This window comes from Mycolicibacterium aurum (genome assembly GCF_900637195.1).
Taxonomy (GTDB): Bacteria; Actinomycetota; Actinomycetes; order Mycobacteriales; family Mycobacteriaceae; genus Mycobacterium; species Mycobacterium aurum.
Genome location: NZ_LR134356.1, coordinates 5,699,106 through 5,723,428, shown reverse-complemented (window position 1 = coordinate 5,723,428; position 24,323 = coordinate 5,699,106). Strand labels below are relative to the sequence as shown.

The following is a 24,323-nucleotide window of genomic DNA, read 5'->3' as shown; positions in this document are numbered from 1 at the left end:
TTTAATCGGCGTGGCTGCTTTTGTTTGCCAGGGGTCAGGTATCTAATGACTCGGTAAGGGCGCTGCGGTAAGGTAGCTCCCCGGTCAGCAAGTGGCATACCGCAGGAGTATTACCGTGCATACCAACCCGATCTCCCGGACACGGATTAGTCGAATCACCTGGTCACTGTTCCGCCACCCCGTCAAGAGCCGCGAATTTCCCGCCAAGGCCGAGCGGTTGATCACCGCTGATGAGCTTCTCCGGTACGGCGTTTAGCCAACTCGCCACCTGCGCGTTCCTCCGTGGTCGCAGTGTGAGACCCGGCGTTTGCTCAACCGTTATCGTTTCGTGACCACCTTCAGGCTTTGCTGTCTGCGATGCCGGTCGCAGGTGGCCCAGGATTCGGCACGACGCGACTTGGCGGCAGCTGTCGAGTACCTGTCAAGCATGTGATGAGCGATATCACCGGCGTGGTCGACAAGAATTGGCACAGGACGATTTTCAACAAGCGCTAGGTCACAGCGCGGTGGTTGATGCAACACCGGTCAGCAGCACCGTGTGCAATGCGCCCGGAGCAACCTGGGTGTAAATCACTCCAGCCGGCAGAGCGGGGATGGTGCTCTGCCCCTCGGAGTTTCGGCCGACGGCGATGGCGGTGCCGTCGGAGCGCAGCAGCACCGTATGGACAACGCCGGCGGCGACCTGGGTGTAGGTGATTCCGGCGGGTGGGGCGGGGATGGTGGTCTGCCCGTAGAAATTGGAGCCGGCGGCGATGGCGGTGCCGTCGGAGCGCAGCAGCACCGTGTGGTAGTTGCCGGCGGCGACCTGGGTGTAGGTGATTCCGGCGGGCGGGGCGGGGATGGTGGTCTGCCCTAAACCGTTGGAGCCGGCGGCGATGGCGGTGCCGTCGGAGCGCAGCAGCACCGTGTGGTAGTAGCCGGCGGCGACCTGGGTGTAGGTGATTCCGGCGGGTGGGGCGGGGATGGTGGTCTGCCCCTCGAAGTTTCGGCCGACGGCGATGGCGGTGCCGTCGGAGCGCAGCAGCACCGTGTGAACGTCGCCGGCGGCGACCTGGGTGTAGGTGATTCCGGCGGGCAGCTCGGGGATGTCGATCTGCCCGTAAAAAGAGTCGTCGCCGATGGCGATGGCGGTGCCGTCGGAGCGCAGTAGCACCGTGTGGAAAGCGCCGGCGGCGACCTGCGTGTAGGTGATTCCGGCGGGCAGCTCGGGGATGTCGTTCTGCCCCTCGGAGTTTCGGCCGACGGCGATGGCGGCGCCGTCGGAGCGCAGCAGCACCGTGTGATACTCGTTGGCGGCGACCTGGGTGTAGGTGATTCCGGCGGGCAGCGCCGGGATGGTGTTCTGCCCTTGGGGGTTACGGCCGAACGCCACCGCGTTGTTGACAGTCCCGATGGCCTCGGTGTGGGTGACCGAGTCGGCGGTGCCGTCGGTGACGGTGGCGGTGATGCTGATCTGTGCGCCGGGATGTGCTGCGGCCCATGAGGTATCGGTGACGGTGACGGTGTAGGTGCCGTTCGTGTTGGTGGTGACGCTGACCCGGGTGGGGTCGTCGGCCGTGAGGCCGACGGTCACCGGGTCGCCGTCGGGGTCGTGGGTGATGACGGTGACGACCCAGGTGTTCCCGGTTCCAGGGGTGGAGGTGACGCTGTAGATGACGGGGGCGTCGTTGGTCGGGGTGACGGTGGCGGTGAAGGTGTCGGTGACGCTTTGGCCGGCCTGGTCGGCGGCGGTGACGGTAACCGTCACCGTGCCGACGTTGGTGTTGGTGGGGGTGCCGGTGAAGGTGCGGGTGGCGGGGTTGAAGGTCAGCCAGCTCGGCAGGGTGCCGGTCGAATAGGTGAGGGTGTCGCCGGCGTCGATGTCGCCGAAAGTGTTGGCGGGCAGCGTGTAGCTGAATCCGGTGCCTTGGGTGGCGGTCTGGTCGGGGATGGGGTTGGCGACGGTGGGTGCGTCGTTGACGTTGGCGACGGCCAGGGCGAACGTATCGGTGACGGAGGCCCCGGACGCGTCGGTGGCGGTGACCGTCACGGAAACAGTGCCGACGTCGGTGTTGGTGGGGGTGCCGGTGAACGTGCGGGTGGTGGCGTTGAAGGTCAGCCAGCTCGGCAGGGTGTTGGTGGTGTAGGTGAGGGTGTCGCCGGTGTCGATGTCGCCGAAGGTGTTGGCGGGCAGGGTGTAGGTGAATCCTGCGTCTTGGGTGGCGGTTTGGCCGGGGATGGGGTTGGCGACGGTGGGGGCGTCGTTGACGTTCGCGACGGCCAGGGCGAACGTGTCGGTGACGCTCAGGCCGCTCTCGTCGGTGGCGGTGACGATGATGGCCACGGTGCCCACTGCAGCGTTGGTCGGGGTGCCGGTGAACGTACGCGTCGTGGCGTTGAAAGACAGCCAGCTCGGCAGGGTGCCGGTGGTGTAGGTGAGGGTGTCGCCGGTATCGATGTCGCGAAAGGTGTTGCCGGGCAGCGTGTAGGTGAATCCGGTGCCCTGGGTGGCGGTCTGGTCGGGGATCGGATTTCTGACAGTCGGGGCATCGTTGACGTTGGCGACGGCCAGGGCGAACGTGTCGGTGACGCTCAGGCCGCTCTCGTCGGTGGCGGTGACGGTGATGGCCACGGTGCCCACTGCAGCGTTGGTGGGCGTGCCGGTGAATGTGCGTGTGGTGGCGTTGAAGGACAGCCAGGCCGGCAGGGTGCCGGTGGTGTAGGTGAGGGTGTCACCGGCATCGATGTCGCCGAAGGTGTTGGCGGGCAGCGTGTAGGTGAATCCGGTGCCTTGGGTGGCGGTCTGGTCGGGGATGGGGTTGGCGACGGTGGGCGCGTCGTTGACGTTGGCGACGGCGAGACTGAGCGAGTCGGTGACGCTGGCCCCGGACGGGTCGGTGGCAGTGACGGTGACGGAAACCGTGCCGACATCGGTGTTGGTGGGGGTCCCGGTGAAGGTGCGGGTGGTGGGGCTGAAGGTCAGCCAACTCGGCAGGGCACCGGTGGTGTAGGTGAGGGTGTCACCGGCGTCGATGTCACCGAAGGTGTTGGCGGGCAACGTGTAGGTGAATCCGGTGCCCTGGGTGGCGGTCTGGTCGGGGATGGGGTTGGCGACGGTGGGGGCGTCGTTGACGTTCGCGACGGCCAGGGCGAACGTGTCGGTGACGCTGGCCCCGGACGGGTCGGTGGCGGTGACGGTGACGGAAACAGTGCCGACATCAATGTTGGTGGGGGTCCCGGTGAAGGTGCGGGTGGTGGGGCTGAAGGTCAGCCAACTCGGCAGGGCACCGGTGGTGTAGGTGAGGGTGTCACCGGCGTCGATGTCACCGAAGGTGTTGGCGGGCAACGTGTAGGTGAATCCGGTGCCTTGGGTGGCGGTCTGGTCGGGGATGGGATTGGCGACGGTGGGCGCGTCGTTGACGTTCGCTACGGCCAGACTGAACGTGTCGGTGACGCTGGCCCCGGACGGGTCGGTGGCAGTGACGACGACGGCCACGGTACCCACGTCGGTGTTGGTGGGTGTGCCGGTGAACGTACGCGTCGCGGCGTTGAAGGTCAGCCAGGCCGGCAGGGTGCCAGTGCTGTAGGTGAGGGTGTCGGCCTCGGCATCGCCGAACGTCGCTGCCGGAACCTGGTAGGTGAAACCGGTGTCCTCGGTGGCGGTTTGATCCGGGATGGGGGTGGCGACTGTCGGCGCGGTGTTGGGTGTTTCGGTGAGCGTGATCGCGAGTGTCGCCGTGGTGGTGTGCCCGCCCCCGAACAGGCGGCCGAGGCCGTGGAAGTGGAAGGCGGTGTCGGCGGCGGTGATGGTCACGGCGTCGGTTCCGGTGGAATCGGCGTCGGTGTAGTAGGTGTAGGTGCCGTCGGTGTTGGCGGTCAGCGTTCCCTGTGTGCCGTCGGTGGTGGTGTAGGTCAGCGGGTCGCCGTTGGCGTCGTCGAAGTCAACATCGAGGATGACGGCCAGCTTGCCGTCACCGGTGAAGCTGGTACCGACGATCTGTGCGGTCGTGATGGTAGGGCGCTCGTTCCAGACGAAAGATTCGATGCGCCGGTAGAGGCCCCAGATCGCCTCCAGGAAGGGGTTTTTCGGCACACCAGGTGCGGGGGCAGGGTTGAAGTCGAAGATGCCGAGCACACCCACGACGAGGGCGCGCACTATCTGGCGAAGCGGTGCCGGCGGTGGTGGGGGCGCGGTGACTGTGACGCTGGCCTGGGGCAGGTGCGGCGGCGTGGTGGCCGAGGCCGCCAACGTAGTGGCATTGCGCTGCGTCGAGAGGGTCGAAACGACCTCGGGTTCCGAAGGCTCGGCGTCGGGAGTGAGCGTGGTGGTGGGCGACGACGGCGGCAGGTGCGGCTGCGTGGCGTTCTCATCGGGGTCCCCACCGAGCACCGGGCCGTCGCCGGACGCCGTGGGAGTTTCGGCCTCCGGCGGCGACTCTTCGGACTCCGTATCGGTAGGCACCTCGGCAGGCACCTCGAGGTCGGGATCGCTGGGTAGCTCGGCATCCACGTCGGGATCGGCGGGCAGCTCGATGTCGGGATCGGCGCTCAACTCGGCGTCGAGGTCTTCGAGCGGATCCTCCGTGGCGGGCTCGTCCTCATCATCGGGGGAGGTGGTGGTCTGCGCACCGGTCGACTCCGTGGTGGACGTCACGCCGTCGGTCTCGGTGGAAGTGTCGGTATCGGAAGTTGGTGATGAGTCGCGCGACACCGAGGTGGTGGTCTGACCGGTCTCGGTGTCGGCCACGGCGGTGTGCGGGAACGTGATGGCGCTGCCCACTCCCAGCGCCACGGCCAAAGCGCCGACCCGACCGATGTGCTGGGCGTACCCCATCGCAAACCCCATCCCTGACTGCGGTGGGTCGCTGCCACCGCATTTCGGTTCAGTCTGGGCGACGGACCAGCGCTCTCCATCCGGGACGCACTACGGAATTTTCGGAAGCGTCAACGCGCGACTACTGAGTTTTTCTTCGCAGCCACCCAAAGCAGGCAACCGAGTACCGGCGAATGCACCGTCAGCCGGTTGCGCGGCGAATCACGTCGGCAAGCGCGGAACGTCCCGTCACCCCGGCCTTATTGCTCGCGTTGTAGATATGGCTCTCGACAGTGCGCACCGACAGCGAGACGGCCTGCGCGATCTCCCGATTCGACAGTCCCTGCGCCACCAGCACCGCGATCTCGCGCTCCCGGCGAGTGAACGGCGGCGCAAACGCCGCGGCGGCGATTGCCGGGCTTGAAGCGCCACCACAGGCGGTGGCCAATCCCCGCACCCGCGACGCTGCCGTCATCGCGCTACCGACCCGGCCTGCGCGACGGTGCGACGCGGCAGCCTGCCCTGCGGCGTCGGCAGCAGCCAGCAGGTCGCCCATCGCCTCGAACTCGACTGACGCCTGAGCCAGCCCGCCGGCATCGTCAGCGCTCAGCGCCGCCGCGTAGCGCGCCGCCACTGCGGCTCTGGGACCTCGAACGAAGGCTGCCAATTCGGCGAGCCGCGCCGCGACCTCTGTGTCATCGAACTGCGCCGAGGTCTGCAGACTCCACACCTCACGGGCCCACTGACTGCCCTCGCGGGCCTTCTCCGCCGCGCTGCGGGCGAGTCGGCGCGCGTCGACGAGCCGCTGGCGCGCTGCGGCCACCCAGGCCTCGGTGAGCAGCTCGGCCGGCAACACGTAGACGGAGGACGGTTTCCGGTGTGCGCGGGCAGTCTCCAACGCGTCGCTGGCGGCATCGACGTCGCCGGACCGTGCCAACGCCTGGGCTCGTAGCAGGTAAAAACGGTGAAAGCTGCTGGCCACCCAAAAGCTGTTCGTCCCAGCGACATCTGCTTCGTCACTGACCAATTGGGTGGGCAGATGGCGCAGGGCTGCACCGAGATCGCCTGCGGCGAGCGCCGCCATGCCGACGATCTCTGAGGCCACCGCCCGCGCCGAAGCCGGCCCGTCCCGCTGGTCGAGACGGTATTCTTCGGCCACTTCGACGGCGTCGCCGATGAGTCCTGCCGCGGCGAGGGCGAAGGTGTGGAACTCGACCAGCGGCTGGCGGAGAAATCTGCCCTGGTCCGACAGGTCGACCCCGCGGCGACACTCGATGGCCTTCGCCACCGCCGCATCAGGCTGCCCGAGTTCGCCGAACGCCAAGGTCTCTGCACACAGGCCGATGGTCGTACCGAAGGCGTCCAGCTCGGAATAGTCGATACGTGCCATGACGTCGATGACGTCGGCGGGTCTGCCGGCCAGCGTGAGTTGATTGGCGCGGAATACCAACAGCTGGTGGCGGTGGGCGCCGGACGCGGTCTCGAGCGCCTCGTCGATGACCCGCCGGGACTCCTCAGGTGATTGCAACGGCCACAGCAGGTTTGCGGCACGCACGATCACGTCGTTGATGTAGGCGGACCGGGAATCTTCACCGGCATCGATACTGTCGATGACCTCCGAGGCAAACTGGCCCTTGTGCAACATGAACAGGCTGTAGGCGAGCTGGACGCGCGCGTTCGTGCCGCCACCGGCGTCGGCGGCTGCGGTCAAGAGCCGTTCGGCCGTCTCGAAATCCAGCAGTGAACTCGCCGCGGTAGCCGCTGACAGCAGCACGTCTGTCTCAGGCGGTAGGTCTGACTCCAGCCAGAGCAATCCTCGCCGCACTGCGTTGGCGGGACCGCCGCTGTCCTTCATGGCTTTGGCCACCTGCCCGCGTAACCGGCGGAGCCGCGACGGCCCACATCGGTTGAGACGGACCTCGCCGTACAGGGGGTGGCCGACGTAGACCACGTCGTCCGACGTCCGGATCAGTTCGCGCTGTTCGGCTTCTTCGATGGCAATGGGATTGGCAAGCGTCCTCAGAATGCGCCAATCGAGGGGCTCTGCCAGTGAGACGAGATCGAGGACGTCACGCACGGTGTCCGGGATGGCACCGATCTGGGAGTCGACGACTTCGGCGAGCGACGCAGACACGGCAAGATTTCCCAGCCAGCGGGCGGCACCGTCGGCGGTGACGATGCGCTCCGCGCGCGACTCCTGGTCGACCAGTTGGCGTAAGAACAGGATGTTTCCGCGGGTGAGTTGCCACATCCGGTCGCTGCAATGCCGATCAGGTGCGCATCCGAGTACGGCCGTCAGCAGCGTGTCAGTCTCGTTGTGGGACAACGGCTGGACTTCCCGCCGCTGCAGCAGACCGTCCTTCCACAGCGCGATGACGGCATCCGGTGTGCGTTCGCCCGTTCGGATGGTCACGATCGCCGAGGCCCGCTCCGCCTGCACGAGCTGGTGCAACACCAAGGCGGACAGCTCGTCGAGGAGGTGGGCATCATCGACGAATACCAGTAGGCGCCCGGGCTGGGCACCAGCGGACAGCGCGGCGATCACGTTGTGGGCCAACGCCAGTGGCGCACCGTCGACATCGTCGGTCCACTGCGCGAAGGCGCCGAGCGGGATGGAGCGGCTGGTTGCCGTCGCGGCGGCGCGCCGGACGGTCCAACCGGCGTCGGCCGCCGCGCGCGCCGCCTCGCGAGCGAGTCGTGATTTGCCGACGCCGGGCTTGCCCGTCAGCACCATCCCCAGGAACGCGCCACCGCTGATCAGACTGGTGAACTCGTCCATTTCCTGGGTCCGACCAATCAGCGGCCAGTGATCGAGCACACGTTACGTTAGCTGGCCTAGCTGTCTCGAGCAGCGTGAACAGCGAGACTGACGAGATGTGTAGCGCGCGAGGCGTCCTACGCCCTGAGTAACCCGGAGTCTCTGATCGTCTCGGCGAGGGGCTCCAGCACCGCGGGGTCGTACGGCGGCGGCAGGTACATGATCGCGAGATCCAGCCCCTCCGCGCCGAGGGCGATGCAGTCTTCGATCACCCCGCGGTAATTGCGGTCCTCGCCGAGCCGGACATGGGCCGACAGCGTGATCTCCTTGGGGTCGCGACCGACGTCGGCGCAATGCCGGGCCAGTACGTCGCGCTTGCGCGCGAACTCCTCGGGAGTGCCGCCGACGAAATTCCAGTGATCGGCGTACTGGGCGGTGATCCGGAGGGTGCGCTTCTCGCCGCTGCCGCCGATGCAGATCGGGGGATGGGGCTGCTGGGGCCCCTTCGGCTCGTTCCGGGCGTCCTTGAGTTGGTAGAACTTCCCGTCGAACGTCGTCGTCTCCTGCGTCAGCAAGCCCTTGAGGATCTGGCAGGCCTCCTCGAAGCGGTCGAACCGCTCCTTGATGGAGCCCAGCTCGATGCCGTAGGCGCCCGACTCCTCCTCATTCCATCCGGCGCCGATGCCGAGTTCGAGGCGCCCGTTGGAGACGATGTCCAGCGCGCTGGCCATGTTGGCCAGGACGGCGGGGTGGCGGTAGTGGATGCCGGTGACGAGCACGCCGACCCGAAGCCTCGTGGTGGCCTGGGCCAGCGCGGTCAGCGTGATCCACCCTTCGAGGCACGGGCCCGTCGAGTCGGAGAAGATCGGATAGAAGTGGTCGAAGGTCCAGCCGGACTCGAAGACGTCGATGTCATCGGCGGTCTTCCAGATCTCGAGCATGTCGGACCAGGTGGTGTTCTGAGGTGAGGTCTTGAAGGCGAATCGCACGTCTACCGACGTTAGTCCGGTTTCCTGAAAGGCACTCAGCTGGCGACCACGTAGACCACCGAGGCCAACGCAAAGGACATGAAGCCGATGGCCGTGGCGATGACCGTCCACGTCTTCAACGTGGTCACCGTGTCGAAACCGCAGAACCGACCGATCAACCAGAAGCCGGAATCGTTCACATGGGAGAACGTGATCGAGCCTGCACAGATGCCCACGACGACTGCCGCCAGGGGGATGGCCCCGAGTTCCATCGAGACCACGGCGGGGGCCATGATCGACCCGGCCGTCGTCGCGGCGACGGTGGCCGAGCCCTGCGCCACCCGGAAGATGATCGCAATCAGGAAGCCGGCGACGATGACCGGCAAGCCCAGGGCGTCCAGGCCATCGGCCAGGGTCTGGCCTATCCCGGTTTCGGTGAGAATTCTGCCGAATGCGCCGCCGGCCCCGGTGATCAGGATGATCGAGCACACGGGCGCCAGTGCATCGTCGACGAGGTCCTCCAACAGTCCGCCGATCGGCTCTCCGCGTCGACGGCGGGGCACGACATACAGCAACACCATGGCCAGCAACACGGTGATCAGCAGGGCCATCGAGGTGGTCCCGATGAGGCGGGACAGCTGATAGAAGATGTTGTCATCGGCCACGGCGCCGTCTGCCTCGAGCGTCGAGAACACCGTGTTGAAGAAGATCAATCCCAGCGGCAGCAGCAGGACGAACATGATGGTCCAGAAGCCCGGCCGCTCGTCCTCCGGATAGTCCTTCGGTTCGCCGAGCAGGTTCGGCACCGGCATGTTCGGATACCGCTTGGCGATGAGCAGACCGAGCCGGTAGCCGGCGAGGTACCACGTCGGCAGACCGACGAGCAGCGAGACGATGACCACCATCCCGATGTCGGCACCCATCACCGTTGCGGCGGCGGTGGGGCCGGGGTGCGGAGGCGTCAGCGCGTGCATCATCAGGAATGCACCGATGGACGGCAGCACGTACAGCATGAACGAGCCGCCCAGGCGCCGAGCCACCGTGTAGATGATGGGCAGCATGACGATGAAGCCGGCGTCCAGGAAGATCGGGAACGCGTAGAACAGCGAGGCCACCGCGAGCGCGAGCGGCGCTCGCTTCTCCCCGAACCGCTGCAGCATCTTGTCGGCGAGAGTCTGTGCGCCGCCGGTCATTTCGACCAGTCGTCCGAGGACTGCGCCAAAGCCGACGAGTAGGGCCACAGTACCGACGGTGGTACTGAAGCCCTCGATCACCACACTGACGACGTCGCCCATGCCGATGCCGGCGGCCAGGCCGGTCAACACGCTGACCACGATCAGCGAGAAGAACGCGTGCAGCCTGACCTTGACGATCAGTACGAGCAGCACCGCGATCGCCACGACGGCGATGATGAGGAGCAGGGCGGTGGGCCGCTCCGCGAGGACTACTTCGTCCATGGGTTTCCCTTCCGGGTTGACGAGAACGGCGGTCAGGATCCCTTGGGCGCAGGACCGAGTTCGCGCAGGAGATCACCCATGCGCGAGTACGCCTTGTTTCGGTAGGCGATGACTGCTGCCTTGGTGTCGTCGTCGAAGTCGCCCGTCCACCCCTTGCCGTTCTTGGTGCCGTGGCGGCCCGCGTCGACGTTGTCGGTAAGGAGCTTGGGAGTTGCCATGCGCTCACCGAACTCGTTCTCCAGGGTGCGGAATCCCTTGACGTACACGTCGAGTCCGGCTTGATCGGCGATGGCGAACGGGCCGAAGAATCCCAGCCGGAAGCCGAACGTGGTGCGCACGATGGTGTCGACGTCCTCCTTCGTGGCCACGCCCTGTTCGACGATGAGCGTCGCCTCCTTGAGCAGTGCGTATTGCAGGCGGTTCAGCGCCATGCCGGGGGTATCGGCGACCTGCGCGCCCTCGCACCCGGCCCGCACCAGGAGATCCTTGATCGAGTCGATGACCTCTTGGGTCGTGGCCTCGCCGGCGACCAGCTCGACGCCGGGGATGAACGGCGCGGGGTTGGAGAAGTGCACGGTGAGGAAGCGCTCGGGGTTGGTGACCGCGTCGACCAGCACCTTGACCGGGATGGTGGAGGTGTTGGTGCCGATGATCGCGTCGGCGCGTGCGCTCGCGCAGATCCGTTCCAGGACTTCCTTTTTGACCTCGGGGTCTTCGAAGACCGCTTCCATCACGAAGTCGACGTCAGAGACGGCGTCCTCGAGGCTGGCGCCGGCCGTCAGGTTGCCCATGATGGTCTTGGCGCTGCCGGCGCCGAACAGGCCCTGGTCCTCGAATTCCTTGGCCTCCTTCTCCAACCGTACGAGAGCATCGTTGGTGGCCTCGATGCTGACGTCGGCTATCTGCACCTTGAAGCCGTTCAGGGCGAGAACCTGGGCGATTCCGCCGCCCATGTAACCGGCGCCGACGACCGTGACGGTGTTGATCTTGCGCATGCGATGCCCTTCGGGGTTGGAGGTCAGGCGAGTGCGGAGGAGAGAACCTGCTCGATGTACTCCCGGTTCTCGGCGCACACGCCCAGAGAGTCGGAGCCGTAGTGCTCGCAGCAGAACGGCCCTGTGTATCCGAGTTCGAGTGCCAGACGGATCATCTGGCGATAGTTGATGTAGCCGTACTTCAACGGCAGCGGCGCGGAGCTGTACGCGCCGGTCGCCGGGTCGAAGTCGCGCGAATAGTTCTTGATGTGCCAAAAGTTCGAGTAGGGAAGGACTTTGGCGTACATCTCACTGAAATGCGGCATCGGTCGATGCAGCCGGATCAGGTTGCCCAGATCTGGATTCAAGCCCACCGCGTCGTGGTCCACGTCGCGGATGAAGCTGACCGCGTCGTCAGGTGTCCCGATGTAGGTGTCCTCGTACATCTCCAGGCTGAGCTCGATCCCGTTGGCCCGGGCGTGGTCGCCCAGCTCGCGGACGCGTTCCACCGCGAGATCACGCAGTGCCGGGTCGTCGACATGACCTTCCACCAACCAGAACCAGATGTGCTCGCTCTGTTCGGGCGTGACCGCCTGCATGAAGCCGGTGTTGACGATGGTGGCGCCGAAGGTCGGTGCGAGGTCGATGAGCCGGTGGGCGTCGGCCAGGTTCTTCGGCCCGTTGGCGACGTCGACAACCGAGTTACGGGTCATGGAGATGGAGGAGATCGCCAAACCCTCGTCGCGGAGAACCGTGCGGAACTCCTCGACCCGACTGTCCGACAATGCAGCGAGCGGGACCCACGCATCGGTGGGATCGATGTAGGAGAACCCCAGTTCCCGGACCTGTCGCAGCTGCGAAGCCCATACCGCCGACGGCGCGTCCTTGATGTGGCCACCGTCGGGTGCCCGGTTGCCGAACCCGAGCATGTTGGCCGCGATCGGCCAGGTGTGAGCCGAGTACATCCAGGTCCTCCGTCGTGTTCTGGATCACAAATAGCTGTATAAATCACATAGGATATAGGCATCCGGGTGCGGTCTGTCAATGCCGGGTAAACTCTGTTCGCTGGAATGGGACGGCGTGAGCAGCGGCAGGGTCACCAACCCCGACGTGTCCGCCGGGCGGTACGCCGCCGGGATGCGAGGGGTATGAAGTGGGAGTCGACGAGTACCCCATGCCGGTGCGCAACACCCTTGTCGATCAGGTCTACGAGCGCCTGATGGAGCTCCTTCTCGACGGAACCCTGCAGTCCGGAGATCCCGTCAGTATCGATGGGACGGCGCGCTACCTGGGCGTCTCACCCACACCGGTGCGGGAGGCGCTGGCCCGCCTGGAGTCCACCGGCAACGTCGTACGGGTGGCCATGCGGGGTTACCGGGTGCCGGAGATGCCCGACGCCAAGGAGATCACGGACATCATGGATGCCCGTCTGCTCATCGAGCCGCAGCTCGCGGAGCTGGCCTGCACCAGGGCCGATGCCAGACTGTTCGACGGCCTGGAACAGGCGATAGAAGGGCAGGAGCGAGCGCCGCACACGACCGACGCCGCCGCGATCAGGGCGTATCACCGCGCGGACGAACACTTCCACCGGTTGATCGCCGAACACGCCGACAACGCGGCGCTGCTGCGAGCCTACGACGCACTGGGCGGCCACGGGCAGCGCTTCCGGCTCTTCATCGGGGTGGGCGTCCGGGATTCCGCGTGTGCGATCGCCGAGCACCGCGACATTCTGGCCGCGCTCCGGCGCGGCTACGCACCCGAGGTCTACCGCATCATGCACGAGCACATCAAGGGTGTGAAGGAACGGGCACTGGCCGAGCACGCCCAGGCCGAACGCGCGAAGGGGACGCGCCCGGCAGCCGTCCGCAATGCGAACCCCGACGAGCTTCGCCCGTGATTCGGTGGCCGCTATCCTATACGATTACTGAACGAACACCCGGGTCGCGGGACCGGCTCCCGCGGACTGCCCGGCGCATCCCCAAGGACGGACAATGACGTACCTCCTCAACTCTGCAGACGACTTCGCCGACGAAGCGGTCCGCGGCCTCGTCGCCGCCCATCCCGATCTGCTGTCCGAAGTCCCCGGCGGCGTCGCTCGCTCCACGCAGACTCCACAGGGCCAACCCGCACTGGTGATCGGCGGCGGGTCCGGGCACTACCCGGCGTTCGCCGGCTGGGTCGGTCCGGGCATGGGCCACGGCGCACCGTGCGGCAACATCTTCTCCTCACCCTCTGCCTCGGAGGTGTACTCCGTGGTGCGCAATGCCGAGAACGGCGGAGGCGTCATCCTCGGCTTCGGCAACTATGCCGGGGACGTCCTGCACTTCGGCCTCGCCGCGGAGAAGCTGCGTCACGAGGGAATCGACGTGCGCATCGTCACCGTCAGCGACGACATCGCCTCCAACGGGCCGGACAACCATCGCGACCGTCGGGGCGTCGCCGGTGATCTCCCCGTCTTCAAGATCGCAGGGGCTGCCATCGAAGCCGGCGCAGACCTCGATGAAGCCGAGCGGGTGGCCTGGAAGGCCAACGACGCGACCCGGTCCTTCGGTGTGGCCTTCGACGGGTGCACCTTGCCCGGCGCCGACGAGCCGCTCTTCCACATCGAGAAGGGCCAGATGGGTGTCGGACTCGGCATTCACGGCGAGCCGGGCGTCCGGGACACCGGCATCGGCACCGCCGCCGAGATCGCCGATCTGCTGTTCGACGATCTGATGGCCGAAGAGCCCCCGCGCGGCGAGAACGGATACGACGGCCGCGTCGCCGTGATCCTGAACGGCCTCGGCACCGTCAAGTACGAGGAGCTCTTCGTCGTCTACGGGCGGATCGCCGAACGGCTGCAGGAGAAAGGGCTGACCGCCGTGCGCCCCGAGGTCGGCGAGTTCGTCACCAGCCTGGACATGGCCGGGCTGTCGTTGACCCTGGTATTCCTCGATGACGAACTCGAAAGGCTCTGGCTGGCACCGGTGGACACTCCCGCGTTTCGGCGCGGGGCGATGCCCGATGTCGAGCGTCCGGCCCGTACCGAGATCTGGGACGCGGCCGAAGCGGAGATCCCGGATTCGAGCGAGGACTCCCGAGCCTGCGCCCAGACCATCGTCGCAGTGCTGGAGACATTTCAGAACGTGTGCGCCGACAACGAGGCCGAACTCGGTCGGCTCGACGCGGTCGCCGGGGACGGCGATCACGGCCAGGGCATGGCCTACGGTTCCCGCGGCGCAGCCGAAGCCGCCCGTGCCGCCGTGGACCAGGGTGCCGGCGCGAGGACCACGCTGCTGCTGGCCGGTCAGGCATGGGCCGACTCAGCCGGTGGCACCTCAGGCGCCCTGTGGGGGGCGGCGCTGACCAGCGCAGGGGGACTGTTCACCGACACCGACGGTGCCGGCGAGCAGAACGTCGTCGATGCCGTCAACGCGGGGATCGACGCCGTCCTCCGGCTCGGGGGCGCCCAACTGGGTGACAAGACCATGGTCGACGCCGCCGTGCCATTCCGGGACGCACTCGTCGACGCGTTCGACGCGGACGCGGGACCCGCCATCGCCACCGCAGCGCGTGTAGCGCGCGAAGCGGCCGACAAGACCGCCGACATCACGGCGCGGTTGGGCCGAGCGCGGGTACTCGGCGAGAAGAGCAAGGGCACTCCGGACCCCGGCGCACTGTCGTTCTCGATGCTGATGGCGGCTCTCGGCGAGCAGCTGACTCGATGACTGTGAGAAGGAGCAAACAATGGCACTGAAGATCGTGATCGGCGGCGACAACGCCGGATTCAATTACAAGGAAGCCCTGCGCAAGGACCTCGAGGCCGATGACCGGGTGGAGGTCGTTGCGGACGTCGGCGTCGCGGACCCCGACGATGACACGTCGTACCCGAACGTCGCTGTGGCCGCCGCCGAGAAGGTCGCCCGCGGCGAGGCGGATCGCGCGCTGCTGATCTGCGGGACCGGCCTTGGCGTCGCCATCGCCGCAAACAAGGTCAAGGGGATCCGTGCCGTCACCGCCCACGACATCTACTCCGTCCAACGCTCCGTCCTGTCGAACAACGCTCAGGTGCTGTGCATGGGGGAGCGGGTCGTCGGGCTGGAGCTGGCGCGAACCCTGGTGAAGGAATGGCTCGGGCTGGAGTTCGATCCGCAGTCCTCGTCCGCGGCCAAGGTCGACGCCATCTGCGCGTACGAGGGTGACTGACACGGGGGCGATCCGCATGGGGCCGTTGTGGATCGGCACCAGCTGGAAGATGAACAAGGGACTCGCCGAAGCTCGCCGTTATGCCCGCGGGCTGCACGACCACCTCGGTAAGACCGGTCTCTCGGGAGTCCAGCCATTCATCATCCCGTCGTTCACCGCGCTCGCCGCCACCCGCGACGAACTTGGAGCCGAGTCGCCCGTGCTGCTCGGGGTGCAGAACGCACATTGGGACGACCATGGAGCCTGGACGGGGGAGGTGTCCGTCCCCCAGGCCAAGGACGCCGGCGCCCAGCTGGTCGAGATCGGCCACTCGGAACGGCGCGAGCACTTCGGTGAGACCGTGGCGACGACCCGCCTCAAGGTGGCTGCTGCGCTGGCGCACGGACTGGTCCCGCTGCTGTGTATCGGCGAGAGCGCCGAGGTCAACCAGGCCGGGGAGTCCGCGCCATTCATCCTGCAGCAGGCCGCCGGAGCGCTCGACGGCCTCACTCCAGAGCAGTTGGGACGCGTCCTGATCGCCTACGAACCCATCTGGGCGATCGGCGAGAACGGCCGGCCCGCCACCGTCGAGGAACTACGCGAGCCGTTCGCCGCTCTCGGCCGCGAGTACGGCGGCCGCACGAGCGGTCTGCTCTACGGCGGCTCGGTCAATCTCGACAACGCCGAGGACCTGCTCGGCATCGACCACGTCACTGGGCTGTTCGTCGGGCGGGCCGCCTGGGAGCTGCCGGGCTACCTGCGGCTTCTCCAGATGGCCGCGGCCCATCCCAAGGCGGGCGCCTGAACGTTCGCCCGCGATGAGTTCCGGGCCGGCACCGGGTCAGTACCGCCATGATCGACATGACCACGGCGTGCACCAGCACCGCCGGCCTTCTGCACCAGGTGAGCGACCAACAACTCGGTGCGGCAACCCCGTGCACCCACATGGACCTGCGAACGATGATCGCCCACGTCGGCGGCTTGTCGTCGGCCTTCGCCGCAGCTGCGCGCAAAGACTTCGGTGAACTGACCGACACCCCGCCGAGCACCGACGTGGCCCTCGACGAGGACTGGCGCAGCTCGTATCCCACACGGCTCGCGGGTCTCGCCGCGGCGTGGAAGGAGCCCGCGGCGTGGGAGGGAATGTCGCGGGCGGGCGGCGTCGACTTTCCGGCCGAGGTCGGCGGGATGATCGCGTTGACAGAGGTGGTGGTGCACGGGTGGGACATCGCCGTGACCGCGGGGTTGCCGTACGAGGTACCGGTCGACACCCTGGAAGCGGTGCTGGGGCATGTGGCGTCATTCTCCGGAGGAGAGCCGATCGACGGGCTGTTCGGAGCGGCCGTCCCGGTGGCCGACGACGCTCCGCTGATCGACCGGGTGGTGGCGCTCACCGGCCGCGACCCGGCGTGGTCTGGCTAGGCGCTGCCACGGGCACACTGGAGCCATGGACCCGGTCATCGCGCTGCGCCAGATCGCCTATTACAAAGACCGCGCGCGGGAGGAATCGCGGCGGGTGATGGCCTACCGCACCGCCGCTGACGTGATCGAAGGGCTGACGGACGCACAGCGGGAGAAGCACGGAGCGGCCAACAGCTGGCAGACGCTCCCCAAGATCGGACCGAAGACCGCCAAGGTGATCGCCGAAGCGTGGGCCGGCCGCGAACCCGAGGCGCTGATCGAGCTGCGCGAGGCCGCCCAGGATCTCGGCGGTGGCGACATCCGCACCGCCCTTCGGGGCGACCTGCACGTCCACTCCAACTGGTCCGACGGCTCCGCACCCATCGAAGAGATGATGCTGGCGGCGCGCGACCTGGGCCACGAATACTGTGCCCTCACCGACCACTCGCCGCGCCTGCGGATCGCCAACGGGCTGTCGCCGGAGCGGCTGCGTGAACAGCTCGACGTCATCGACGAGATCCGCGAAACCGTGGCTCCCATGCGGATTCTCACCGGCATCGAGGTCGACATCCTCGAAGACGGGTCGCTCGACCAGGAGGACGAACTGCTGGAGCGGCTCGACGTCGTCGTCGCCAGTGTCCACTCGAAGCTCGCCATGGATGCTCCGTCGATGACCCGGCGGATGCTCAAGGCCGTCGCCAACCCGCACACCGACGTGCTCGGTCACTGCACGGGGCGACTGGTGACCGGCGGCCGCGGTACCCGGCCCGAATCGACGTTCGACGCCGAGAAGGTGTTCACCGCGTGCCGTGACGCCGGCACCGCGGTGGAGATCAACTCCCGGCCGGAGCGACGGGATCCGCCGACGCGGCTGCTCACTCTCGCGATGGACATCGGCTGCGTGTTCTCGATCGACACCGACTCCCACGCACCGGGTCAGTTGGAATTCCTGGGTTACGGGGCCCAGCGCGCGCTCGATGCCGGCCTTGAGCCCGCACGCATCGTCAACACCTGGTCGGCCGACGACCTGCTCGCCTGGACGCGCGCCCGGTAGCCGAAATGCCTGGTCAGTCCGGCAGCATGGGCATTTCCAATCCCGGGTCACGGCCCACAAGTACGCCCCGGGTCAGCGCGGCGTTGCCGTAACGTCCCCGCACCCGGTCGATGGCCAGGTCGATCGTGAGCGAATCCCGCACGTCGGCCGCCTCCCCGAACGGCAGTGTGAGCTGCTGGGCCCCGTCGCGGTCGATGTTGCACACCGCGAACCCGATCAGCGTGAGGCCGCGGTCCGCGATCAGGGGGCCGGCGGCCGACACCAGGCACCGCGCGGCGCCCAGAATCACGTCGGTGGACGCGGTGGCGCGCGGCATCGTATGAGACCTGGTCACGCGGCCGAAGTCGTGAAACCGCAACCGCAACACCACCGTGCGTCCGGTCCGGTCGGCTTTGCGCATGCGCCGCGTGATCCTGTCGACGAGGTTCACCACGACGGCGTCGACCTCGGCGGCCGACATGGAACTTCCCGCCCGGCCCAGCGCCCGCTGCGCGCCGACGGAACGGCGTCGTTGTCCCGTGGTGACCCGACGACGATCCACGTTGTGCGACAAGGCGAACAGCTGGCGACCCATCGCTGCGCCCACCAGCGACCCCAGTGTGGTCTCGCTCAGCTCGGCCACATCCGCGACCGTCTCGATGCCGTGTGCGCGCAGTTTGTCCGCGGTCTTGGCTCCCACGCCCCACAGCCGCCGCACGGGCAGTGGGTGCAGGAACTCCAGTTCCCGGTCCGGCGGCACCAGCAACAACCCGTCGGGCTTGCCCTCCTGGCTGGCGACCTTGGCGAGAAACTTGGTGCGTGCGATGCCGACGGTGATCGGCAGACCGACCTCCTCGCGCACCCGCTCCCGCAGCCGCGCACCGATCTGCACCGGTGTCCCGGAGACCCGGCGAAGTCCGGAGACATCGAGGAACGCCTCGTCCACCGACAGGGGCTCGACCAGGGGAGTGGTGTCGCGGAAAACCTCGAACACCGCCTCGCTGGCCTTGGAGTAGGCCGACATCCGCGGCGGGACGACGATCGCGTGCGGACACAGCGCACGCGCCTGACGGCCCCCCATCGCGGTACGTACTCCGTAGGCCTTGGCCTCGTAGCTGGCCGCCAGGACCACACCGCCGCCGACCAGCACCGGCCGGCCACGCAGCGACGGATCGTCACGCTGCTCGACCGAGGCGTAGAACGAATCGAGGTCAGCGTGCAGGATGCTGGCGCCATCGGACACGAACATATGTTCGCATTGATGTCCGACAGATCAGGCGGTCTCGCCGTAAATGCTCGTGGTCCAAATGTGGACGAGGTTGTCGAGCACGCGATGGTCGGGGATCGACGGCTCGTGGCCCGCGAACGTCGCCGTCATCACCGACTCGTTCATGAGGTTCAGCGCCGTCGACAGTTCGATCGCGGGCAGCGTCACCGGGGCGAAGCCGTCGGCGCGCTCGGCCTCGATGACCGCCGCGATGTGGTCGATCCAGCGTTGCATCGACCTGGACCACAGCTCACGGGCCTCGGAATTGGTCGCCTGCACCCCGACGGTCGCCCTGCACACCGCGCGGTGCGCGCCGAACGTGCGGACGAAGACGTCGATGCCCCGGCGCCAGATGGCCCGCCGGTCCGCGGGCCGGTTGGCGATCAGGTCCTCCAGCGCGGCGTCTGCCTGGGCGATCACACGCTCGAGCAGCGTCAGCAGTACCGCGTCCTTGGACGCGAAGTAGAAGTAGAACGTCGGCCGCGAGATGCCCGCTCCCTTGGCCAGGTCGTCCACCGAGACCTCGGCGAGCGGGCGGTCCTCCAGCAGGCGTTCTGCGGTTTCCAGGATGGCCAGTTCCCGGTCGTCCCCGGACGGGCGCGCGGCGCGTCTGCCGCGCGCGGGACGGGCCTGACTGGCGGTGCTCACGGGAGCGACTTTACAGCATGTCGATTTTCTCGACAGGGTGTTGACTCATTCGACACAGCGTTGATAGCTTTACGTCATGACCGAATTTGTCGACGTCGTGATCGTCGGAGCCGGGATCTCCGGCATCAGCGCCGCGTGGCACCTGCAAGACCGTTGCCCCGGCAAGAGCTATGTGATCCTGGAACGCCGAGACAACCTCGGCGGCACCTGGGACCTCTTCAAATACCCCGGAATCCGCTCGGACTCCGACATGTTCACGCTGGGCTTCCGGTTCAAGCCGTGGACGTCGGACAAGGCGATCGCCGACGGCCCGGACATCCTGGCCTACCTCAAGGAGACGGTCGCCGAGTCCGGCATCGACAAGCACATCCGCTACGGCCAGAACGTGACATCCGCGGACTGGTCCGACGATGACAACCGCTGGACGGTGCACGTCGACCGAGACGGCGAGAAGGTCGAGATCTCCGCCCGGTACCTCATGGCGTGCAGCGGCTACTACAACTACGACCAGGGGTACTCGCCGGAGTTCCCCGGCGCCGCGGATTTCACGGGCACCGTCATCCATCCTCAGCACTGGCCCGAGGACCTCGACTACGAAGGCAAGCGCATCGTGGTGATCGGCAGCGGCGCCACCGCCGTGACTCTGATTCCCGCACTTGCCAAGTCGGGTGCCGGTCACGTGACCATGCTGCAGCGCTCGCCCACCTACATCGGCTCGCTGCCCGACGTCGACCCGTTCACGGTCCGGATGAACAAGACGCTTCCCGCGAAGTCCGCCTACGTCGTCAACCGGTGGAAGAGCATCATCTTCCAGTCGGCGCAGTACCAGATCGCGCGCCGGTTCCCGAACTTCATGCGCAAGACGCTGATGACGATGGCGCAGCGCCGGCTGCCCGAGGGATACGACGTCGCCAAGCACTTCGGGCCCAGCTACAACCCGTGGGATGAGCGACTGTGCCTGGCGCCCAACGGAGACCTGTTCAAGACCATCCGCTCCGGCAAGGCCGACGTCGTCACCGACACCATCGACACCTTCACCAAGACCGGCATCCAGCTGTCCTCGGGTCGGCATCTGGACGCCGACATCATCGTCACCGCAACGGGTTTGAACCTCCAGCTGTTCGGCGGCGCGACGATATCCCGCAACGGAAAGCCCATCGAGCTCAACGACACGATGGCCTACAAGGGCATGCTCCTGACGGATATGCCGAACCTGGCATTCACGATCGGCTACACCAACGCGTCGTGGACGCTCAAGGCCGACCTCGTGTCCGAGTACTTCTGCCGCCTCATCAACTACATGGATGAGCACTCCTACGACAGGGTCGAGCCGCGGCACCCGGGCACCAGCGTCGATGAACGCCCGCTGATGGACTTCACCCCCGGATATGTGTTGCGCGCCCTCGACTATCTGCCCAAGGCCGGATCCCGCGCCCCGTGGCGGCTCAAGCAGAACTATCTACTCGACCTGCAACTGATCAGGCGCGGGAAGGTGGACGACGAGGCGCTGGCGTTCTCCCGGCACCACGCACCGGTGACCGCCTCGGCGTGAGCTAGTCGGCAGCGATGACGACGATTCCGTCGTCATCGCTGTAGGCCACGTCACCGGGGGTGAACACCACGCCGCCGAACTCCACGATCGCGTTGTGCTCACCCGCGCCGGTCTTGGTGCTCTTGCGTGGATTGGTGCCCAGCGCTTTGATCCCGATGTCGAGCGTGCGCAACGTCGAGGCGTCACGGACGGCGCCGTTGACGACGAGACCGGCCCAGCCGTTGGAGCGGGCCAGCTCGGCGATCACGTCGCCGACCAGGGCGCTGTGCACCGATCCGTCGCCGTCGATCACCAGCACACCGCCGCCGCCCGGTTCGGAGAGCACCGACTTGAGTAGCGCGTTGTCTTCGAAGCACCGCACCGTCGTGACGGGCCCAGCGAACTCCGCACGGCCGCCGTACTGGCGGAACTGCAGGTCGCAGCTGCGTACGTCGGGGCCGATCTCGTCGACCAGGTCAGCGGTGGGCCGCGGTGTCACAGTCACCGCGTCATTATCTCAGCAGGCGTCTACCCGGCTGCGACGATGTCGTGGAGGTACTGCGCCAGCCCGGGCTCGACGTCGTCGTAGTACCTGGTGAATCGATCATCGGCCACGTACATCTGGGCCAGACACAGTTGCATCTCGTGGTCGCAGTCGTAGAACCGCTCGATCGACCGGCGGTGACGCTCGCGCAGCTCGGCGGCGCGCACCGAGCCGGGCGCGACACAGTCCCGCTTGGCCTGGGCCAGGTCGGCCAGCAGGGCGTCACCTTCGGCCTTGATCGCGATCCAGTCCTGTTTGGTGTAGCCCGACACCCGTTGGCGCGACTGTTCCCAGGCGGCGGTGTCGCCCCAGCGTTCCTCGGCTTCGGCGGCGTATTCGTCATCAAAGACGTTGGTGCCGAAGATCTCTGCCTGCTCGGCTGCTGTCAGCTGGATGCCTCTGCGGTGTGCGTCCATCAGTCTCTCCACTGCCTTGATCGTGTCGTTCAACTTCTCCGCCCGTGCGAGCAGCCACTCGTGCTGGTGTGCCAGAACTGCCGGGACATCAACGTCCGGACTGTCGAGGACGCTGCGGATCTCGTCGAGTGTCAGGCCTGCGGAGCGGTACACCAGCGCAAGGTGCAGCCGCTCGATGTCGGCATCGGTGTAGCCGCGGTAGCCGGCCGAGGTCCGAACGCCGGGCACGACGAGACCGATGTGGTCGTAGTGATGCAACGTGCGCACAGACACACCCGTGAGCTCGGCGACGGCGCCGACGGAAAGGGTGGTGGTCATGCCCCCACTATCGACCCTGACGTGACGTGAGGGTCAAGGGGTTTGGGTCAGTCGGCGGCGTTGCGGCGGGCCGCGAGCAGTACCACCACAACGGCCAGCACCCCGGTGATCAGGGCGGCAATCACCGGCAGCCGTGACGACTCCGAGTCGATCGGCTGCACCTGCGCCGGACCCACGACCGCGGGGATGGCGGTGGCAACCGTCGATTTCGCTTGTGCCGCAGTCTCTTCAGCGGCTGTAGGGGTGGCTGCGGGAGTCTCGGTCGCCGACGAGGCCGCGGGCGGAGCCTGCTCCGCGGTGGCCGGTGCCGTCTTCGCGGGCGGTGCCTTCTTCGCCGGGGCGACCTTCTTGGCCACCGCTCTCTTGGCCGGCGCCTTCTTGGCGGGAGCAGCCTTCTTGGCGGGAGCAGCCTTCTTGGCGGGAGCGGCCTTCTTCGCGGCGGCCTTCTTCGCCGGCGGAACCTGCGGCGCTACCGGTGGTGTTGCGGTATCGGGACTTTCGTCTGGCCGATCCGGCTGGTCTGCCATGTCGCTGCTCCTTTGAGTGTCTGCACCCGGCAGTCGCCACCATAATGCCAGGTTGCCGATCGACGAACGGGGTGTGTCAGCCGGTCACGACCGGCGCCGGACCGCCCACACCGCGCCCGCCGCGACGAGTGCCGTCGTCCCCGCGACGAACGGCCAGACCGGCGTGCCGTCGGCGGAACGGTCGTCGGCGGGGGAGGCCGCCGTGGTGGTCGCAGGTGCAGCCGGTGCATCCGGTGCCGCGGGCGCAGCCGTCGGCGTGCTCGCGGGCAGCAGCTGGTATGACCACGATCCCGTCACGACGTGGCCGTCGGCCGACGTGGCGCGATAATTCACGGTGTACGTGCCCGCCGGGCCGCCGGGGCGGACGGCCACGCTGATCACCGGGCCGTCCACGGCAGGGTCGCCGTCTGACCACTGCGCACCGTCGGGTCCGATCACCGTCATCGCCGCGAACTGGGACTGCATCGGTTCGTTGAAGGTGGCGTTCACCCGAGCCGGCTGTTGCGACAGCTGGGCGTTCTCGGCGGGATCGCTGGCGATGCGCGCGGCATGCGCCCACGCCGCGCCCGGCTGGGCGAGCGCGCCGACGCCGATGCCCAGGGCCACGATCATGAACAGAAAGGCGTGCTTGACACCCGCATGTGCACTCATCCGACTGTTGCTCTCTCGATCGACGAAGGCCTCAGGCCACGCCCAGGCGCGCCATCAGGTCGGCGTCGATACCGTCGAGCTGCTCTGCTATCGCGGTGTGCGCTGCCCGGCGGCGCGCCGTCGGCATGTTCTCCGCTGCGGTGACCGCAGCCGCCAGGTCGCTGAGCCGCTCGGTGATGGCAGCGACAAAGGCTTTGGTCTCGGGGTCTTTGGCCGACTTCGGCTTCTGTTCGGCCAGCAGTCGCAGCGAGTTCTCCGCGCCGGCGATCCGCGCGGACAGTTGTGCACCGTGCCCGGAGAACTGACCGAGCTGGCTCAACGGAACACCGAGCCTGTCGGCGCGGCGCTCGTCGATCAGCCCGCGGGCCGCGATCGACGCGCGGTACACCAGGGGAACCGCCACCGGGGCCAGCAAACGGGAGACGGTCAGCACCCTGCGAACTCGCGTGGCGGAGAACAGCTTGCCCTCGCGAGCAGCCTTGAGCTGTGTTTCAGCAACTTTGAGGGCGGTGCGGTCGCTGTCGCGCTGCGCCTTGAGCTGCGCCCGGAGTGCGCGCGTCTGCGCCTTCTGTTCGACCTTGAACCGGCGGACCTCGTTCTTGGCCGACAGCTTCGCTTCCAGCTTGGCCTTGGCCTTGATGGCGCGGGCCTCTGCCCTGCGGGTCGCGCGGGATTTGCGTCGCCTGAACAGAGCCATCCCTGCGGCCTCCCAATCGTCTCATCGGCACATTCCGCCGACGGTGCGGCGGTGACGGTGACCCACACTATCGTTCGCCGGTCGTCGGGGTGGGCACGCGCCCCCGCGGTCCGGCCGGTTTGCCCTTGTCAGCAAACGCAGAATGCGGATTGTGCGAGAATCGTCGGACATCGGGGT

General features: G+C 67.2%; 20 protein-coding genes. 7 read left to right on the top strand and 13 right to left on the bottom strand.

The window, feature by feature from the left end:
* Positions 1 to 496: 496 nt before the first annotated feature.
* From EL337_RS27150 to EL337_RS27125, 6 genes are all read right to left on the bottom strand, one after another.
* The gene (locus tag EL337_RS27150) at positions 497 to 4,813 is read right to left on the bottom strand and encodes a putative Ig domain-containing protein (RefSeq protein ID WP_126316706.1); all 4,317 of its coding nucleotides are present in this window, start codon (positions 4,811 to 4,813) and stop codon (positions 497 to 499) included.
* A 181-nt stretch (positions 4,814 to 4,994) separates the two neighbouring features.
* Positions 4,995 to 7,571 carry a LuxR C-terminal-related transcriptional regulator gene (locus EL337_RS29255; RefSeq protein ID WP_048630735.1) on the bottom strand — a complete coding sequence of 859 codons (2,577 nt, stop codon included), beginning with the start codon at positions 7,569 to 7,571 and terminating at the stop codon, positions 4,995 to 4,997.
* Between the two features lie 116 nt (positions 7,572 to 7,687).
* A complete protein-coding gene (locus EL337_RS27140; protein WP_048630734.1) occupies positions 7,688 to 8,539 on the bottom strand; it encodes an LLM class F420-dependent oxidoreductase in 852 nt (283 codons plus the stop codon).
* A 35-nt stretch (positions 8,540 to 8,574) separates the two neighbouring features.
* The gene (locus tag EL337_RS27135) at positions 8,575 to 9,975 is read right to left on the bottom strand and encodes a GntP family permease (protein WP_048630733.1); all 1,401 of its coding nucleotides are present in this window, start codon (positions 9,973 to 9,975) and stop codon (positions 8,575 to 8,577) included.
* 32 nt (positions 9,976 to 10,007) lie between these two features.
* Entirely contained in the window at positions 10,008 to 10,970 is a 963-nt protein-coding gene (locus EL337_RS27130; protein WP_048630732.1) for a 3-hydroxyacyl-CoA dehydrogenase family protein, read from the bottom strand.
* Positions 10,971 to 10,993: 23 nt separating this feature from the next.
* Positions 10,994 to 11,914 (bottom strand): sugar phosphate isomerase/epimerase family protein, encoded by a 921-nt coding sequence (locus EL337_RS27125; protein ID WP_048630731.1) that lies wholly within the window; start codon positions 11,912 to 11,914, stop codon positions 10,994 to 10,996.
* Positions 11,915 to 12,102: 188 nt separating this feature from the next.
* Here EL337_RS27125 and EL337_RS27120 point away from each other — a divergent pair, with 188 nt between their 5' ends.
* The 6 genes from EL337_RS27120 (at position 12,103) to EL337_RS27095 (ending at position 17,568) form a co-directional block, all read left to right on the top strand.
* Positions 12,103 to 12,846, top strand: a complete 744-nt coding sequence (locus EL337_RS27120) for a GntR family transcriptional regulator (RefSeq protein WP_232786706.1) — start codon at positions 12,103 to 12,105, stop codon at positions 12,844 to 12,846.
* Between the two features lie 94 nt (positions 12,847 to 12,940).
* Entirely contained in the window at positions 12,941 to 14,656 is a 1,716-nt protein-coding gene (lerK, locus tag EL337_RS27115; RefSeq protein ID WP_048630730.1) for an L-erythrulose 1-kinase, read from the top strand.
* 19 nt (positions 14,657 to 14,675) lie between these two features.
* Entirely contained in the window at positions 14,676 to 15,134 is a 459-nt protein-coding gene (derI2, locus tag EL337_RS27110; RefSeq protein ID WP_048630729.1) for a D-erythrulose 4-phosphate isomerase DerI2, read from the top strand.
* The gene (locus EL337_RS27105) at positions 15,127 to 15,918 is read left to right on the top strand and encodes a triose-phosphate isomerase (RefSeq protein WP_306316157.1); all 792 of its coding nucleotides are present in this window, start codon (positions 15,127 to 15,129) and stop codon (positions 15,916 to 15,918) included. The genes derI2 and EL337_RS27105 overlap by 8 nt, the downstream gene beginning before the upstream one ends.
* Before the next feature lie 47 nt (positions 15,919 to 15,965).
* On the top strand, positions 15,966 to 16,535 hold the full coding sequence (locus EL337_RS27100) for a TIGR03086 family metal-binding protein (protein ID WP_048630727.1): 570 nt from the start codon (positions 15,966 to 15,968) through the stop codon (positions 16,533 to 16,535).
* A gap of 25 nt (positions 16,536 to 16,560) precedes the next feature.
* Positions 16,561 to 17,568, top strand: a complete 1,008-nt coding sequence (locus EL337_RS27095; protein WP_048630726.1) for a PHP domain-containing protein — start codon at positions 16,561 to 16,563, stop codon at positions 17,566 to 17,568.
* A gap of 13 nt (positions 17,569 to 17,581) precedes the next feature.
* On the opposite strand, the gene dinB is transcribed toward EL337_RS27095, so the two are convergent.
* A complete protein-coding gene (gene dinB, locus EL337_RS27090; protein ID WP_048630725.1) occupies positions 17,582 to 18,796 on the bottom strand; it encodes a DNA polymerase IV in 1,215 nt (404 codons plus the stop codon).
* Between the two features lie 24 nt (positions 18,797 to 18,820).
* Positions 18,821 to 19,462, bottom strand: coding sequence for a TetR/AcrR family transcriptional regulator (locus EL337_RS27085; RefSeq protein ID WP_048630724.1), 642 nt, complete (start codon positions 19,460 to 19,462; stop codon positions 18,821 to 18,823).
* A gap of 76 nt (positions 19,463 to 19,538) precedes the next feature.
* On the opposite strand from EL337_RS27085, the gene EL337_RS27080 reads away from it, so the two are divergent.
* Positions 19,539 to 21,014 (top strand): flavin-containing monooxygenase, encoded by a 1,476-nt coding sequence (locus EL337_RS27080; RefSeq protein WP_048630723.1) that lies wholly within the window; start codon positions 19,539 to 19,541, stop codon positions 21,012 to 21,014.
* A gap of 1 nt (position 21,015) precedes the next feature.
* Here the strand turns inward: EL337_RS27080 and rraA are convergent, their stop codons facing one another.
* The 5 genes from rraA to EL337_RS27055 all read right to left on the bottom strand — a co-directional run bounded on the left by rraA (position 21,016) and on the right by EL337_RS27055 (position 24,146).
* On the bottom strand, positions 21,016 to 21,498 hold the full coding sequence (rraA, locus tag EL337_RS27075; RefSeq protein WP_048630722.1) for a ribonuclease E activity regulator RraA: 483 nt from the start codon (positions 21,496 to 21,498) through the stop codon (positions 21,016 to 21,018).
* A gap of 23 nt (positions 21,499 to 21,521) precedes the next feature.
* Positions 21,522 to 22,271: a MerR family transcriptional regulator gene (locus tag EL337_RS27070; protein WP_048630721.1), complete on the bottom strand. Its 750-nt coding sequence runs from the start codon at positions 22,269 to 22,271 to the stop codon at positions 21,522 to 21,524.
* A 47-nt stretch (positions 22,272 to 22,318) separates the two neighbouring features.
* Positions 22,319 to 22,798 carry a hypothetical protein gene (locus tag EL337_RS27065; RefSeq protein WP_048630720.1) on the bottom strand — a complete coding sequence of 160 codons (480 nt, stop codon included), beginning with the start codon at positions 22,796 to 22,798 and terminating at the stop codon, positions 22,319 to 22,321.
* A gap of 84 nt (positions 22,799 to 22,882) precedes the next feature.
* On the bottom strand, positions 22,883 to 23,449 hold the full coding sequence (locus EL337_RS27060) for a copper resistance CopC family protein (protein WP_048630719.1): 567 nt from the start codon (positions 23,447 to 23,449) through the stop codon (positions 22,883 to 22,885).
* Between the two features lie 31 nt (positions 23,450 to 23,480).
* Entirely contained in the window at positions 23,481 to 24,146 is a 666-nt protein-coding gene (locus EL337_RS27055; RefSeq protein WP_048630718.1) for a DUF6474 family protein, read from the bottom strand.
* Positions 24,147 to 24,323: the final 177 nt, after the last annotated feature.